The sequence below is a fragment of the Ectobacillus sp. genome (assembly GCF_056992975.1).
In genome coordinates, this window is record NZ_JBXKMX010000217.1 from 1 (window position 1) to 15,221 (window position 15,221).

Here is a 15,221-nt window from a genome sequence, read left to right on the forward strand (position 1 = left end):
ATTGTTTCATGGGAATATATTGCTGGTGTTCAACCGGGATTTATGCTTGATGAGTTTGAGGAATGTGAGCAAGTTGTCAAAAACGATCCAGACTATCAAAAAGCATTATTAAAGCGAGGAGTAACTGATCCAGATTTAGTTATGATTGATCCTTGGTCTGCAGGCTATTTTAATGTGGAAGAAGACGAAGGAAAACGTGTTGCGCGTGCACTCGCGTGGGTACGTAAGGGTTCTAAAGATAACGGGTATGCGTATCCATTATCGGGGCTTGTTGCTGTTGTTGATTTGAATAAAATGGAGGTTATGAGAATTGAAGATTTTGCGGTAAAGCCGCTTCCTCCTCTAGATGGAAATTATTCGCCAGAAACATCTGACTCAATCACTTTGCGAAGCGATGTCAAACCGCTTGATATCATTCAACCAGAGGGTCCAAGCTTTACCGTAGATGGTCACCACATTCAGTGGCAAAACTGGGATTTTCGCTTTAGTTTTACACCAAGAGAAGGACTCGTGCTCCATACAATTGGATATAGAGATAAAGGAAAGGTGAGACCGATTCTGTATCGTGCTTCCTTGGCAGAAATGGTTGTGCCATACGGAGATGCAACGCCAATGCACAATCGTCAAAATGCGTTTGATGCAGGAGAATATGGTATGGGTCAACTAGCTAATTCCTTAGAGCTTGGCTGTGATTGTTTAGGAGAAATTCGTTACTTTGATGCGGTAATGTCCGATAGCAAAGGAAATGTAAAAACGATACCGAATGCAATCTGTCTTCATGAAGAGGATTACGGAATTGCATGGAAGCATACAGATTGGAGAACGGATGATGTAGAGGTACGACGATCACGCCGCCTTGTCATTTCATTCTTTTCTACCGTTGCTAATTATGATTACGGATTTTTCTGGTCATTTTATCAGGATGGCACTTTAGAAGTTGAGGTTAAGTTAACCGGAATGTTAAATACGGGTGCTTTGGATGAGGGAGAACAACCGAAGTATGGAACAATCATAGCACCGCAATTGAACGCTCCGTATCACCAACATTTCTTCGTATTCCGTCTAGATACACAATTGGATGGTTTAAAGAATTCAGTTGTAGAAGTGAATACAGTTCCTGAAGAAAGAGGTCCTGAAAATCCTTATAACAACGGATTTTATACGAAAGCAACTACCTTTAAAACAGAAAAAGAGGCAGTGCGTCGGTTAAATCTTGAATCAGCTCGTACTTGGAAAATTACAAATAAGAACGCAAAGAATTATTTAGGTCAACCTGTTTCCTATAAAATTATGCCAGGTGAAAACTGCCTTCCTTTCGCATATGAGGATTCAAGTTTATTGAAGCGTGCTGGCTTTATAAATCAACACTTACATGTGACCCAATATGATTCAAATGAAATGTTTGCTTCCGGAAAATATCCAAATCAGCATAAGGGTGGGGAAAATCTGTCAAGCTATGTAGAAGCAGATCGTGCAATTGATAACGAAGACATTGTTGTTTGGTACACCATGGGGCATCATCATATTACTCGAACGGAGGATTGGCCGGTTATGCCTACTGCCTATATCAATTTTCAATTGAAGCCGATTGGCTTTTTTGACCGAAATCCAGCTCTTGATTTGCCGCGTTCTACACCTAAAAAAGGATCCAGCTGCCATTAATGTAGATGCTAACGGGGAGAAATTTTTTCTCCCTTTAGCTACAGCAATTTCATAGGAACACACAACATTGAGAGGAGTGGATGATCAATGGTTATAACGAGTGTGGTATTTACTGTCATTTATTTTATCTATTATGTACTTAACACCAATTCAAAAAGACACATTGAAGCCATGACTGCTAAGATGGTCGCGATGAGTGTGGGAATGAGTAGTAGCCTTTTAATAGGGACACTTATCGGCGTGCTATTTCCTAAAAGCCTCGCTCCTTCTACTATGATTTCGATTGTACTAAGTATGCTACTTGCCTTCCTAATCGGTAAACCATTTGGCATTCATGCCATTTTGGAAGCCATAACCTCTGGTATTATGGGGAGTGCAATGGGAGCAATGCTAGGAAATATGTTACAGCCAAATGAAGTGGGCAGTATGCTCTTATTTTTGGATGTTTTGTATATTATTTGTATGGCAACCGTTGTATTTATTGTAAATCGGGATAAAGGTTCGGGGTTTCGTCTAAATAAACAGTCCTATTCTTTTATTAGCTCTATTATCGTTCCGCTTATCATTCTAGTAGCTGTGAATTTTTTTAATACTTCTCTTGATATGAGTTTAGTAGGAAGCATGCCACATCATGATCATATGATGAATGGATCAAAATGAAAACTTTGCAAAGCTGAAATCGCAGTAAGCAATCTCCTCGTTTAGCCTATATGTTTTTAGACTGAAAATACGCATTCAATCGAAAGCAGGAGGTATTAATATATGAAATCAATGGTAAAAAAACGAATGTCTCTTATAGGTTTTGCATTGTTGATGGTTCTTATTTTCCCTGTACAAGCATTCGCCGCAGGAGATCCGCCTAAGATTGATTCCGGTGATACAGCCTGGATGCTTGTTGCAACTGCCGTTGTTATTTTCATGACAGTTCCTGGTCTTGCCATTTTTTATGGGGGTTTAATGAATGGTCGAAATGTTATATCAACAGTCATGTATACATTTGTTAGTTTGCTAGTCATTACAATTATTTGGGTGTTATGGGGCTACAGCTTGGCCTTTGGTAAAGATATCGGTGGTTTCATTGGATCGTTCGATTATTTAGGATTTTCGAATGTAGGTCCTGAACCTGCTTTAGGTACATTAACAATTCCGCACTATATATATGCAATCTTCCAGTGTGCGTTTGCAGCGATTACGGTTGCGATTATATCAGGCGGAATAGCTGGGAGAATTTCATTTCCAGCGTGGATACTCTTCTCAGTCTTATGGGTGACATTTGTTTATGCGCCAATGGCCCATTGGGTATGGGGCGGGGGCTGGTTGTTTAATATGGGAGAGCTTGATTTTGCTGGTGGAACGGTTGTTCACGTTTTATCAGGAGTTAGTGCGCTAACTGCCGCTATCATGATTGGACCAAGAAATGAAAAATTAAGAATGAACAATGAACCTCATAATATTGTTGTCTTTCTAATTGGTGCAGCCTCCTTATGGTTTGGTTGGTTTGGATTTAATGCCGGTAGTGCACTTGCATCCAATGGATTAACTGCATTAACCTTTGCAAATACACAGGTAGCAGCTGCATCATCTGGGTTTGCTTGGCTTCTAATTGAATGGATTATTCGAAAACGTCCTACTTTAGTTGGAGCAGCAACAGGTGTCCTAGCTGGGTTAGTAGGGGTAACGCCCGCTGCAGGTTATGTAACGGTGCTGTCTGCACTTGTGATTGGTCTCCTTTCTGCTCCCATTTGTTACTTTGGTATTAATTTTGTGAAAGTGCAATTAAAATATGATGATACATTAGATGCATTTGGCACTCATGGTATAGGGGGGATTTGGGGCTCGATTGCGACAGGGTTATTTGCAACAAAATCAGTAAACGAAGCAGGAGGAAACGGTCTCTTTTACGGGAATCCTGAACAGCTACTTCATCAACTTGTAGGCGTAGGTACAGCGATTGTACTTGCAGTCATCGGGACGTTTATTATCTTAAAGGTAATCCGTCTCATCACACCGCTTCGTGTTAGTAAAGAGGATGAACTAATGGGTCTTGATTTAAGCTTCCATGAAGAACCAGCCTACAACCTAGATGTAAAGGAAGGGGTAAAAAATAGTTCGGTTGTATCATAAATAAGGGAAAATTAGTGGATAAAACCAGTCATGCTAAAGAAATGACTGGTTATTTTTTATGAATAGGAAATTTATTCAAAACATGTACTTGGATTTGTTATGATTAGAAAAAAGGTGTTTCCGCTTATTAAGCGAAATTATAAGGCAAGTCATTATATTTTGATTTTTTAAAAAGTATGTCGATTTTTGTGGTATCATATATAACAGTAGATATAGAATAGTGAGTTATAATTACTCTTTCGTTTAGGGGTATTTATAGTAATATCAATTATCTGCTTATATAAAAAGATAATCTGTACGAATGGTACGGTAATTGAATAAGGAGGTAGTTTAATGACAGAATCATATGTGTTTTATCAAGGGGAGATTGTAAGAGAAGAAGAAGTGAAAATCGGAATCCGTAGTAAAGCATTTAACTATGGTCTTGGGGTTTTTGAAGGGATCAGAGCGTACTGGGATGATGAAACGGAACAATTGTATGGTTTTCGAATGGAAGATCATTACATAAGATTGCTACAATCTGCCAAAACGGTAAACTTAGATTTCGGTATGACTGTTGAAGAGTTATGTGCAGGAACAGTTGAACTACTTAAGAAAAATAATTGTAAACAAACAACATATATTCGTCCGATTGTCTATAATGATGCACAAGACATTGGTCCTTCTTTAACAAATCCAGAGCCGCGTATTTTAATCTATACGCAGCCACTAAATAAATACGCAGGTAAAGCAGAACTAAGTGTAGGGGTAACTTCTTGGAAACGAATTGAAGACAATATGTTACCACCTCGTACAAAAGCAACAGCTGCTTATCTAAATTCTGCACTTGCTGGACTAGAAATTACAAGAGCTGGCTTTGATGAAGCTATTTTCCTTACTAATTCCGGTCATGTATGTGAAGGACCAGGAGAAAATATCTTTATGTATAAAAAGGGTAAGTTGATTACACCACCACCATCTGACAATATTCTTGAAGGTATTACGCGTGAGCTCGTTATGCAACTTGCACAGGAAGATCTAGGCCTTGAAGTAGTAGAACGAAGTGTATCTAGAACGGAACTTTATGCTGCAGATGAAGTATTCTTTAGCGGAACTGCTATGGAAGTAACGCCGGTTGTAGAAGTGGATCACCGTGTAGTAGGAACAGGTCATCAAGGCGAAGTATGCGGAAAGATTAAAGACCTATTCTTTGATTTAACGATTGCTAAAAATCCGAAATATGCGCATTACTGTACGCCTGTATATACGAAATAATGGTAATGTAAAAGTGAGTTGATTCAACAGACGTTGGATCAACTCATTTTTATTATTTATGTATTGGTTTCTTGTTTTCGTCTAAAGTAAATCCTTCGCCTAATACATCGTGCACATCGCTTACCGCAACAAATGCATGAGGGTCAATGGACGTAATGATGCTTTTTAATTTAAATACTTCATTTTTGGCAACAACGCAATATAATACATCTCGTTCTAACTTTGTATAGGTCCCTACCCCTTTTAAAAAGGTAGCACCGCGATCCATTTCGGTTAATATCTTAGAAGCAATCGCTTCGTTTTTATCTGAAATAATGGTTGCTCCCTTTGCTGCATAGGCACCTTCTTGCATGAAATCAATAACACGTGCACCAACAAAAACAGCTAGAAGGGTATACATTCCTTGCTTGTAGGAAAGATACATAACGATTGAAAGGGAAATGACAACGGCATCAAATAAAAACATCGTTTTTCCCATGCCCCATCCAGCAAATTTATGTGCTAACCGAGCAATGATATCGACCCCGCCGGTCGTTCCACCAAAGCGAAAAATGATACCAAGTCCAACCCCAATAAAGACACCTGCTAATAAAGCAGCCAGCGTCATATCATTTTGTAATTCTAAATGCAAATGAAAAATGGAGTATCGTTGAAATACCCATAAAAAAACGGATACAGCAACCGTTCCAAGGATTGTATAAATAAATGTATTTCGTCCAAGTAGTTTCCAACCAATAAAAAAGAGAGGAACGTTTAAAATTAAATTTGTATAAGACGGATCAAGGTGAAATAAAAAATACAGCAATAGTGTAATACCTGTGAATCCACCTTCCGCTAAATGGTTTTCGATGTTAATATTCACGATACCAAAAGAAAAAATGGCTGCACCAACTATGATAAAAAAGATGTTACGAATATGTATGTTTTGCATAATCTTCCCCCTGATATGTAGTCCAACAATTTATTATAGTGTATCCTTTATTACGAGGCAAATGATGTATTAGCTTATCATTTGTCAAAATGAATGGAATTAGCTAACATGGTAGATAAGATCTAGAGGTGATGAAAATGGAAAATAAATCAATGAAGCAAATGCAAGAAGAAGTCGATGCATACATAGGTCAATTTAAAGAAGGCTATTTTAGCCCTCTAGCAATGACAGCTCGTTTAACAGAGGAACTAGGGGAGCTAGCGCGGGAAATAAACCATTATTATGGGGAAAAACCGAAGAAAAGTACGGAAAAAGAGCGTACAATCGAGGAAGAGCTAGCAGATTTACTATTTGTTGTTATTTGTATGGCAAATAGTCTACATATAGACTTAGCAACGGCACATGATCGTGTTATGGAGAAATTTCGTACGCGAGATAAAGACCGTTGGACACGTAAAGAGGAGGAATAGGAATATGAATACAATCTCAGTTATTATTGCAGGTCCTAGAGGACGGATGGGCCGTGAAGCGGTGCTTCTTATGGAACGAACAGCTCATTTTGAACTGGTAGCAGCAGTAGATTATAAAAATGGAGGAAAGCTTATTTCAGATATTGAAGGACTTCCTTCATTGGATGCACCTATATATGAATCGTTAGAGGAATGTTTGCAACATGTTAAGGCAGATGTCGTTCTTGATTTAACAACGCCTGAAGTGGGGAAAAAACATTTACATACAGCACTCGTGAACGGAGTACGCTCCGTAATCGGGACAACTGGCTTTACAGAAAACGAAATTAAAGAGCTTACACAAATCGCAGAAAGCAAAGGAATTGGCGCTATTATTGCACCTAACTTTGCTATTGGAGCGGTTCTAATGATGAAGTTCGCACAAATGGCAGCAAAATATTTTCAAGATGTAGAAGTAATTGAGCTACATCATGATCGGAAATTGGATGCACCGTCTGGTACAGCATTAAAAACAGTAGATTTAATTCGTAAGGAAAGAGAACCAAAAGAACAAGGGCATCCAAATGAGAAAGAGCAAATTCAAGGTGCTCGCGGAGCAAATATCGATGGAATTCATGTCCATAGTGTAAGACTCCCTGGGCTTATTGCTCATCAAGAAGTATTATTTGGAGGAGATGGACAGCTCCTTACCCTTCGTCACGATTCTTATAACCGCGCTTCCTTTATGTCAGGTGTGAAAATAGCAATTGAAACCGTAATGAAAGTAGATACACTCATATACGGATTAGAAAATATCGTAGATTAAGAGGAGAAATGACACATGAAGATTGCTTTAATTGCCCATGACAAAAAGAAACAGGACATGGTGTCTTTTACCACGGCATATACACCAATCCTTTGCGAGCATGAATTATTTGCAACGGGAACGACTGGACTTAAAGTAGCAGAAGCAACCGGGTTATCTGTGACTCGTTTTCAATCTGGACCACTTGGCGGAGACCAACAAATAGGAGCCATGATTGCAGATAAGAATATGGACATGATTATTTTTTTCCGAGATCCTCTAACTGCACAGCCGCATGAACCAGATGTAAATGCATTGTTGCGATTATGCGATGTATATTCCATTCCACTCGCTACCAATATGGCAAGTGCGGAGTTATTGATGCATGCACTAGACCGAGGAGATTTAGATTATCGAAAGTTAAAATAAGGAGATCATCATGGAATTAGACATACTAGCATTTGGAGCGCATGCCGATGATGTAGAAATCGGTATGGCAGCGACCATTATTAAATATACAAAATTGGGTTATCATGTAGGAATTTGTGATTTAACAGAAGCTGATTTATCTTCTAATGGATCAGTGCCTTTACGTAAACGTGAAGCGCAAAAGGCTGCCGATATCATGGGTGTCAAGACTAGATTAAATCTTGGATTTCCAGATCGCGGTTTGCAGTACAAGGATGAATACATTCAAAAAATAGTAGAAGTTATTCGTACATACAAACCAAAGCTTATTTTTGCGCCTTTTTTAGAGGATCGTCATCCGGACCACGCTTCTTGTGCCAAACTTGTTGAGGAAGCCATGTTTTCTGCCGGTGTTCGGAAGTTTATGCCTCACTTAGAGCATCACCGCGTTCAATCTATGTATTTTTACATGATAAATGGCTTTCATAAGCCGAACTTTTGTGTTGATGTTAGCGAATATATGGATGATAAGGTTCATGCCTTGCAAGCCTATGAAAGTCAATTTTCAAAAGGCGCTGAGGGAGTGAGTACGCCGTTAACAGATGGCTATACAGAAACTGTCATTGCTCGGGAAAAATTATTTGGTAAAGAAGTCGGAGTGAAATATGCTGAAGGTTTTATGAGTAAAAAGCCTCTTGTTTTGCATAAAGACTTGCTGGGAGGATTATAATGTTGAAAATTGGAATAACATGCTATCCGTCCGTTGGCGGTTCAGGTGTTGTGGGTACCGAGCTCGGAAAGCTGCTTGCAGAACGTGGTCATGAAATTCATTTCATTACGTCTGGCGTCCCATTTCGACTTAATAAATTTTATCACAATATTTATTTTCATGAAGTGGAAGTAAATCAATATTCCGTTTTTCAATATCCTCCTTATGATTTAGCTTTAGCTAGCAAGATGGCGGAGGTGGCTGAAAGGGAGCATCTTGATCTCCTACATGTTCATTATGCCATTCCACATGCTGTATGTGCTTATTTAGCGAAACAAATGGCAAATACGCCATTGAAAATTGTGACAACTCTTCATGGAACAGATATTACGGTACTCGGTTATGATTCAACCTTAAATAATTTAATACGATTTGGTATTGAACAGTCGGATTATGTTACAGCAGTATCCCATTCGCTTAGGGAGCAAACAAAGGAACTGATTTCACCGGATAAAGAATTACACACCATTCATAATTTTATAGATGAAAGAGTGTATCATAAGAAGAAAATGTTACATTTGAAACAAGAATACGGTATACGTGACGATGAAAAGGTATTGATTCATATTTCTAACTTTCGGAAGGTAAAACGAGTAGATGATATTATTCGTTCCTTCTCACGTATTCAGCAAAAGGTTCCTGCCAAGCTTCTTCTTGTGGGAGATGGACCTGAGTATTGCGCCATGACATCTCTTGTGAAAGAACTGCATCTAGAGAAAAACGTTTTATTTCTTGGAAAGCAAGACAATGTAGAAGATTTATTATCAATTAGTGATCTTATGCTTTTGCTGTCTGAGAAGGAAAGTTTTGGACTCGTACTTCTGGAAGCAATGGCATGTGGGGTTCCGTGTGTAGGGACAAATATTGGTGGCATTCCAGAAGTGATTCGGCACGGGGAAACTGGCTTCATCTGTGAACTGGGAGATGTTGAAGATATTAGTCAAAAGTCGCTTCGCATTTTACAAAGTCCATCGTTGCACAAGCAGATGTCGCATCGTGCCTTGCAAGTTGTGAAGGAGCAATTTTCTGCAGCATATATCGTTTCTAAGTATGAAGCAATCTATTATGAACTGTTAGGTGAGTTGCATGAAGGAATTTAAGCAAGCAACGGCTATTTTACAAATCTTAAAGGAAAACGGATACGAAGCTTATTTTGTAGGCGGAAGCGTTCGGGATTTATTACTTGGGCGTTCACTTGGAGACATTGATATAGCTACATCTGCGATGCCTGCTGATGTTATGAATCTGTTTCCTCATCACATTCCTGTTGGGATTGCGCACGGGACAGTTATTGTTTTAGAATCAGGAATACCCTATGAAGTAACGACATTTCGAGTAGAGGAAGGGTACGATGATTTTCGACATCCGAAAGAGGTGAAATTCGTCCGCTCTCTTCAGGAAGATTTGAAGCGAAGAGACTTTACGATGAATGCCATTGCCATGACAGAGGATGGAGTTTTAATTGATCCATATGGTGGCCAGAAGGCGATTGCTGAAAAACGAATTGTAACAGTAGGGAACCCGCACGAACGGTTTAAGGAAGATGCTCTTCGTATTATGCGAGGGGCTAGGTTTGTGAGCACGCTTGGTTTTACTTTGCAGGAAGAAACGAAGCAAGCGATGGTTGAAAATATGGAGCATCTTTCCCATATTGCAATCGAACGGATAGCAGTGGAATTTGAAAAATTGCTACTCGGAGAATTCGTTACGATGGCAATTCCTATTTTAATTGAGGTAAATATGCAACGGTTTTTACCAGGGCTTGAGGACAAGCAGGAGAAGTTAACTTGTTTAACGACTTATGATTGGTCGCAGATTGAATATGATGTGGAAGCATGGACATTGGTGCTCTATACTATTGAAATTGAAAATGAAATCAATATGTTGAGAAATTGGAAATTATCCGGTAAAAAAATGAAACAGATTCATACGATGCTACATTATTTGCGAACACGAATGGAAAAGCAATGGGATGAAGTGATGCTGTATCATGCGGGGGAAGAAATCGCAAGGATGGTAGAAAAACTATTTCGTATTTTGTCACCCCAAGCTTCTTTTCAGGATATTTCATCTATGCTTCGAACATTACCTATTCACAATCGGGCAGAGCTTGCTATATCGGGACATGATTTACTTACTTGGAGCAAGCAGCAAGCAGGTCCGTGGGTTGCAAATATATTAGATGAAGTAGAAAAAGCAGTCATAAATAAAGACATTACAAATACGAAGGATGATATTAAGGAGTGGCTCATCTCATGCAAACTTCTATAAGAAAGCAGCTTTTGGAAATTTTTTCGAAGGCAGATGGAAAGTTTGTTTCCGGACAGACGATTAGTGAACAGCTTGGATGTTCACGAACTGCTGTGTGGAAACATATGGAAGATTTACGGTCGGAAGGTTATGAGCTTGAGGCGATTCGTCGCCTTGGGTACCGTATTGCCAGCAAGCCTGATAAAGTAACAGAAAATGAAGTTCATTTAGGGTTACAAACGAACTATATTGGTCGAAATGTTCATTTTGAAGAAACCGTCTCATCTACACAAAAAGTTGCTGCCCGCCTTGTGTATGAAGGAGCACCTGAAGGAACTGTGGTCGTTGCAGAAGAACAAACTGAAGGGCGAGGTAGATTGCAACGCAAATGGTTTGCTCCAAAAGGGACGGGAGTTTGGATGAGCATCATTTTACGTCCTGATATTCCAATGCAACAAGCTCCTCAGCTTACTTTGCTTGCCGCTGTAAGTGTTGCACAGGCAATCGAATTATATACAGGGGTAGAAGTAGGAATTAAATGGCCAAATGATATTTTGATTAAGGGGAAAAAGGTTGTTGGCATTCTAACTGAAATGCAAGCTGAAATAGATAAAATCCAAGCTATAATTATTGGGATTGGAATTAATGTAAATCAGAAGAAAGAACATTTTTCACCTGAAATTCAGCATATTGCTACCTCACTTGCTATCGAAAAGGGAAGCGATATCAATCGTGCTGGATTAATGCAAGCTATATTTGCGCAAATGGAAAAATTGTACGGAGAATATTTACAACATGGGTTTTCATTAATTAAAGTGCTTTGGGAAAGCTATGCTATAAGCATTGGAAAAGAAATTAAGGCGGTAACAATGAATGAAACGTACGTTGGTATTGCTAAAGGTATACGGGACGATGGTGTCCTTATTTTAGAAGATTACGACGGTAACATTCATTATATCCCTTCTGCTGATATTGAAATCTAGTAGTTTTGTATAGAATTTGGTATAATGTTGTATATGGGCAGTATCTACAGGAACTGCACCCTTTCAACTTATAGCGGATTCTGCCTGGATCCAAACGGACTGGGACAGAGGGATGAAACCGACAGATAATCCTTCTTCCTTATGGACAGAAGGATTTTTTTATGGCCTTCCCCTTCCTTATTCAAAACCGAGGAGGAAATTGATGAAAACTTCAAAAGACTTTATTGAAATGAAGCGTCAAAGTGAACCAATTGTAATGGTAACAGCATATGATTATCCATCTGCGAAATTAACGGAGCAAGCAAATGTTGATATGATTCTGGTGGGAGATTCTCTAGGAATGGTTGTGCTTGGATATGATTCAACAATTCCTGTAACTGTTGAGGATATGATTCATCATACAAAAGCGGTCAAACGCGGCGCAACCAATACGTTTATTGTTACAGATATGCCATTTATGTCCTATCATGTTTCGAAAGAAGATACGATGAAGAATGCGATGCGGATTGTGCAAGAAGGCGGTGCACATGCACTTAAGATTGAAGGGGCAGACGAGGTTCTTGACGTAGTACGACAATTAACCCATGCAGGAGTTCCAGTAGTTGCCCACCTCGGTTTAACACCGCAATCTGTTAACGTATTAGGTGGATATAAAGTTCAAGGTAAGGATGCTGAAAGCGCCCGTAAGCTAATTGATGATGCCCGTCTTTGTGAGGAAGCAGGTGCGATTGCAATTGTGCTCGAATGTGTGCCAAAGCAGCTAGCATTAGAAATTTCATCTGCACTTACCATTCCTACAATTGGAATTGGGGCTGGTAACGGAGTAGATGGACAAGTGCTCGTTTATCATGATTTAATTACGTATGGTGTTGGACGAGTTCCGAAATTTGTGAAAGCGTATGTTTCTGTTCAGGATGAAATTGTTCGAGGGATTACGCAATATACAAACGAAGTAAAACAACGTCAATTTCCAGAAGATAAACATTCATTTACGATGAAAGAAGAAGAATTACAAGCTCTTTATGGAGGGAATGTATCGTGCAAGTAATTACAACTATTGAAACAATGCAGAAAACGGCACTTTCTTTACGTGCAGAAGGAAAAACAATTGGATTTGTACCGACCATGGGTTACTTGCATGAAGGGCATCAAGCATTGTTAAAACGTGCTAGACAAGAAAATGATATTGTTATTCTTAGTGTTTTTGTGAATCCTTTACAATTTGGACCAAATGAAGACTTTGACACGTATCCACGCGATAGAGAACGAGATGAACAAGTAGCACGGAATGCAAATGTTGATTACGTTTTTTATCCAAGTGTAAATGAAATGTATCCAGAACCGCTATCCACGAACATAACGGTAACTGCTCGCACAAATGTATTATGTGGTAGAAAACGTCCTGGTCATTTTGACGGAGTTGCAACCGTTTTAATCAAGCTATTCCATATTACCATGCCTCACAATGCATATTTCGGTTTGAAGGATGCACAGCAGGTTGCGGTGATAAAAGGATTTGTAGCGGATTATAATATCCCTGTTACGATTAATCCAGTTGATATCGTCAGAGAAGAAGATGGTCTTGCGAAAAGCTCACGAAATACTTTTCTTTCAAGTGAAGAACGAAAGGATGCACCCCATCTAAATAAAAGCTTACAGCTAGCCAAAAAAGCAATTGATGAAGGAGAACGGTCTCCGCAAGCAATTATATCTCTTATTTCTAAATATCTAAAAGACCATACGCAAGGGGAAGTGGATTATGTTGAACTCTACGCTTATCCGTCCTTGACTGAAGTCGAAACAATACAAGGATCGATCCTGATTGCAATTGCTGTTAAGTTCCCTCATGCAAGATTAATCGATAACATTACATTCACAATCTAGGAGGATCAAACATGTTTCGCACTGTTATGAGAGCAAAGTTGCACCGTGCAACCGTTACGGAAGCAAACTTGAATTATGTAGGAAGTATTACGATAGATGAAGATCTTATGGACGCTGTAGGAATTGTTGAAAATGAAAAAGTGCAAATCGTAGACAACAATAACGGATCACGTCTGGAAACGTACGTAATTAAAGGAGAACGGGGAAGCGGAGTTATGTGTTTAAACGGAGCTGCAGCAAGACTCGTTCAACCTGGCGATAAGATTATTGTCATTTGCTATGGCATAGTAAATGAAGTAGAATTACAAACTCATCAGCCTAAAATTGCAGTGTTAGATGAAAATAATAATATAGAGCAAATGCTTGGCTATGAGCCTGCAAGTACTATTTTATAATTGATGTGAAAAGAGGGTAACCAAAAAGGAAAATCTTTTTGTGTTGCCCTTTTTTTCTAGTACTCTTAATGCGAAGGTAAAACGTGGTATAGTAGACGCAGGGAGAACGAGGTTTGTTCTTTGGTAGGTAAGAGAGGTGTAAACTATGAACAGGTATGTTGTCGTCGATTTGGAAACGACGGGAAATTCCCCTAAAAACGGTAATGATAAAATTACTCAATTTGCGGCGGTTGTCATTGAGGATGGAAAAGTTTGCGAAGTGTATTCTACGTTTGTCAATCCTCAAAAACCAATTCCACCATTCATAACAGAGCTAACAGGAATAGATGATGAAATGGTGCAAAATGCTCCGCTTTTTTATGATATTGTTCCAACTATCCAAAGATTATTAGCAAATGCTACCTTTGTCGCTCACAATGTTCATTTTGATTGGGGATTTTTACAAGAAGAAATGATATTGGCCGGATATCCACCCTTTACATGTTCGATTATTGATACGGTCGAGCTTGCTAGGTTTTTACTTCCCACTTCCGATAGCTATAAGCTGGGCGATTTAGCAAAATCATTTGAACTTTCCCATGATCATCCACATCGTGCCGATAGTGATGCCCTTGTAACTGCTCATTTATTTTTGAAATTACTGGATATCATGAGTGGTTTTCCGCTCGTGACCTTGCAATCCTTGTATGAATTAAGTCGGCATTTTAAAAGTGACAGCGGGGAAGTCATCGCTTTATTAGTGATGAAGAAGATGGAACAAAATGAATCAAGTGAAGGCTTTGATATTTTTCATAATATTGCGCTTCGTAAAAAATCGTATGCAGTTTCATTTCAGGAAGAACAAGCGTCTATGTCGTTTGCGAATTATGAAAAACATATAGATGAACATTTGCAGCATTCGATGGATAACTATGATAGACGTGATGGACAAAGATTGATGATGAAGGAAGTATATGATTCGTTTGTACATAATAATATATCATTTATTGAAGCAGGAACGGGCACTGGGAAGACACTTGCCTATTTACTTCCGAGCATATTTTATGCGAAAGAAGCGGAAAAGCCTGTTGTCATAAGTACACATACTGTGCAGCTGCAACAGCAAATTATTGAAAAAGAGATTCCGTTCTTAAAGAATATCGTACCCTTCCCATTTGAAGTAGCTTTAATCAAGGGGCGAAAGCATTATCTATGCTTACATAAGTTTGAGCATGCCTTGCAAGAAGAGGATGCAAACTATGACAGTGTATTAACAAAAGCGAAACTACTTGTTTGGCTTTTGCAAACCGAAACGGGAGATGTAGATG

General features: G+C 39.0%; 16 protein-coding genes. 15 read left to right on the plus strand and 1 reads right to left on the minus strand.

All coding sequences use genetic code 11. The features are described 5' to 3' along the window. The 4 genes from AC11ZT_RS10015 to AC11ZT_RS10030 form a co-directional block, all read left to right on the plus strand. A partial coding sequence (locus AC11ZT_RS10015; protein ID WP_484059456.1) for a primary-amine oxidase occupies nt 1-1,662 on the plus strand: 1,662 nt, incomplete at its 5' end. Nucleotides 1,663-1,749: 87 nt separating this feature from the next. After that, on the plus strand, nt 1,750-2,322 hold the full coding sequence (locus AC11ZT_RS10020; protein ID WP_484059457.1) for a hypothetical protein: 573 nt from the start codon (nt 1,750-1,752) through the stop codon (nt 2,320-2,322). A 111-nt stretch (nt 2,323-2,433) separates the two neighbouring features. Then, nucleotides 2,434-3,786 carry an ammonium transporter gene (locus AC11ZT_RS10025; RefSeq protein WP_484059468.1) on the plus strand — a complete coding sequence of 451 codons (1,353 nt, stop codon included), beginning with the start codon at nt 2,434-2,436 and terminating at the stop codon, nt 3,784-3,786. A gap of 333 nt (nt 3,787-4,119) precedes the next feature. Beyond that, nucleotides 4,120-5,040, plus strand: a complete 921-nt coding sequence (locus AC11ZT_RS10030) for a branched-chain amino acid transaminase (protein ID WP_484059458.1) — start codon at nt 4,120-4,122, stop codon at nt 5,038-5,040. A gap of 52 nt (nt 5,041-5,092) precedes the next feature. Here the strand turns inward: AC11ZT_RS10030 and AC11ZT_RS10035 are convergent, their stop codons facing one another. After that, entirely contained in the window at nt 5,093-5,971 is an 879-nt protein-coding gene (locus AC11ZT_RS10035) for a YitT family protein (protein WP_484059459.1), read from the minus strand. A 137-nt stretch (nt 5,972-6,108) separates the two neighbouring features. Between AC11ZT_RS10035 and AC11ZT_RS10040 the strand changes: the two genes are divergently transcribed. From AC11ZT_RS10040 to AC11ZT_RS10090, 11 genes are all read left to right on the plus strand, one after another. Further along, complete coding sequence (locus tag AC11ZT_RS10040; RefSeq protein WP_484059460.1) at nt 6,109-6,441, plus strand: nucleotide pyrophosphohydrolase; 333 nt, start codon at nt 6,109-6,111, stop codon at nt 6,439-6,441. A gap of 4 nt (nt 6,442-6,445) precedes the next feature. Beyond that, nucleotides 6,446-7,246, plus strand: coding sequence for a 4-hydroxy-tetrahydrodipicolinate reductase (gene dapB, locus AC11ZT_RS10045; protein ID WP_484059461.1), 801 nt, complete (start codon nt 6,446-6,448; stop codon nt 7,244-7,246). Between the two features lie 15 nt (nt 7,247-7,261). Further along, nucleotides 7,262-7,654, plus strand: coding sequence for a methylglyoxal synthase (gene mgsA, locus AC11ZT_RS10050; protein WP_379968484.1), 393 nt, complete (start codon nt 7,262-7,264; stop codon nt 7,652-7,654). Nucleotides 7,655-7,661: 7 nt separating this feature from the next. Continuing rightward, the gene (gene bshB1 / locus AC11ZT_RS10055; protein ID WP_484059469.1) at nt 7,662-8,363 is read left to right on the plus strand and encodes a bacillithiol biosynthesis deacetylase BshB1; all 702 of its coding nucleotides are present in this window, start codon (nt 7,662-7,664) and stop codon (nt 8,361-8,363) included. Next, on the plus strand, nt 8,360-9,502 hold the full coding sequence (bshA, locus tag AC11ZT_RS10060; RefSeq protein WP_484059470.1) for an N-acetyl-alpha-D-glucosaminyl L-malate synthase BshA: 1,143 nt from the start codon (nt 8,360-8,362) through the stop codon (nt 9,500-9,502). The genes bshB1 and bshA overlap by 4 nt, the downstream gene beginning before the upstream one ends. Next, on the plus strand, nt 9,489-10,673 hold the full coding sequence (locus AC11ZT_RS10065; protein ID WP_484059462.1) for a CCA tRNA nucleotidyltransferase: 1,185 nt from the start codon (nt 9,489-9,491) through the stop codon (nt 10,671-10,673). The genes bshA and AC11ZT_RS10065 overlap by 14 nt, the downstream gene beginning before the upstream one ends. Continuing rightward, nucleotides 10,658-11,635, plus strand: coding sequence for a biotin--[acetyl-CoA-carboxylase] ligase (locus AC11ZT_RS10070; RefSeq protein WP_484059463.1), 978 nt, complete (start codon nt 10,658-10,660; stop codon nt 11,633-11,635). Before AC11ZT_RS10065 ends, AC11ZT_RS10070 begins: the two co-directional genes overlap by 16 nt. 202 nt (nt 11,636-11,837) lie before the next feature. After that, nucleotides 11,838-12,683, plus strand: a complete 846-nt coding sequence (gene panB / locus AC11ZT_RS10075; protein WP_484059464.1) for a 3-methyl-2-oxobutanoate hydroxymethyltransferase — start codon at nt 11,838-11,840, stop codon at nt 12,681-12,683. Beyond that, the gene (gene panC / locus AC11ZT_RS10080; RefSeq protein ID WP_484059465.1) at nt 12,674-13,519 is read left to right on the plus strand and encodes a pantoate--beta-alanine ligase; all 846 of its coding nucleotides are present in this window, start codon (nt 12,674-12,676) and stop codon (nt 13,517-13,519) included. The genes panB and panC overlap by 10 nt, the downstream gene beginning before the upstream one ends. An 11-nt stretch (nt 13,520-13,530) precedes the next feature. Beyond that, on the plus strand, nt 13,531-13,914 hold the full coding sequence (gene panD / locus AC11ZT_RS10085) for an aspartate 1-decarboxylase (protein WP_484059466.1): 384 nt from the start codon (nt 13,531-13,533) through the stop codon (nt 13,912-13,914). Between the two features lie 145 nt (nt 13,915-14,059). Next, nucleotides 14,060-15,221 (plus strand): exonuclease domain-containing protein (locus AC11ZT_RS10090; RefSeq protein WP_484059467.1); only part of this gene is annotated, 1,162 nt, incomplete at its 3' end.

Excerpts from the sequence above, each read along its gene's own strand:
- AC11ZT_RS10020 (WP_484059457.1), top strand. The coding sequence starts at position 1,750 with ATGGTTATAACGAGTGTGGTATTTACTGTCATTTATTTTATCTATTAT.
- AC11ZT_RS10025 (WP_484059468.1), top strand. The coding sequence starts at position 2,434 with ATGGTAAAAAAACGAATGTCTCTTATAGGTTTTGCATTGTTGATGGTT.
- AC11ZT_RS10030 (WP_484059458.1), top strand. The coding sequence starts at position 4,120 with ATGACAGAATCATATGTGTTTTATCAAGGGGAGATTGTAAGAGAAGAA.
- AC11ZT_RS10035 (WP_484059459.1), bottom strand. The coding sequence starts at position 5,971 with ATGCAAAACATACATATTCGTAACATCTTTTTTATCATAGTTGGTGCA.
- AC11ZT_RS10040 (WP_484059460.1), top strand. The coding sequence starts at position 6,109 with ATGGAAAATAAATCAATGAAGCAAATGCAAGAAGAAGTCGATGCATAC.
- dapB (WP_484059461.1), top strand. The coding sequence starts at position 6,446 with ATGAATACAATCTCAGTTATTATTGCAGGTCCTAGAGGACGGATGGGC.
- mgsA (WP_379968484.1), top strand. The coding sequence starts at position 7,262 with ATGAAGATTGCTTTAATTGCCCATGACAAAAAGAAACAGGACATGGTG.
- AC11ZT_RS10065 (WP_484059462.1), top strand. The coding sequence starts at position 9,489 with ATGAAGGAATTTAAGCAAGCAACGGCTATTTTACAAATCTTAAAGGAA.
- AC11ZT_RS10070 (WP_484059463.1), top strand. The coding sequence starts at position 10,658 with ATGCAAACTTCTATAAGAAAGCAGCTTTTGGAAATTTTTTCGAAGGCA.
- panB (WP_484059464.1), top strand. The coding sequence starts at position 11,838 with ATGAAAACTTCAAAAGACTTTATTGAAATGAAGCGTCAAAGTGAACCA.
- panD (WP_484059466.1), top strand. The coding sequence starts at position 13,531 with ATGTTTCGCACTGTTATGAGAGCAAAGTTGCACCGTGCAACCGTTACG.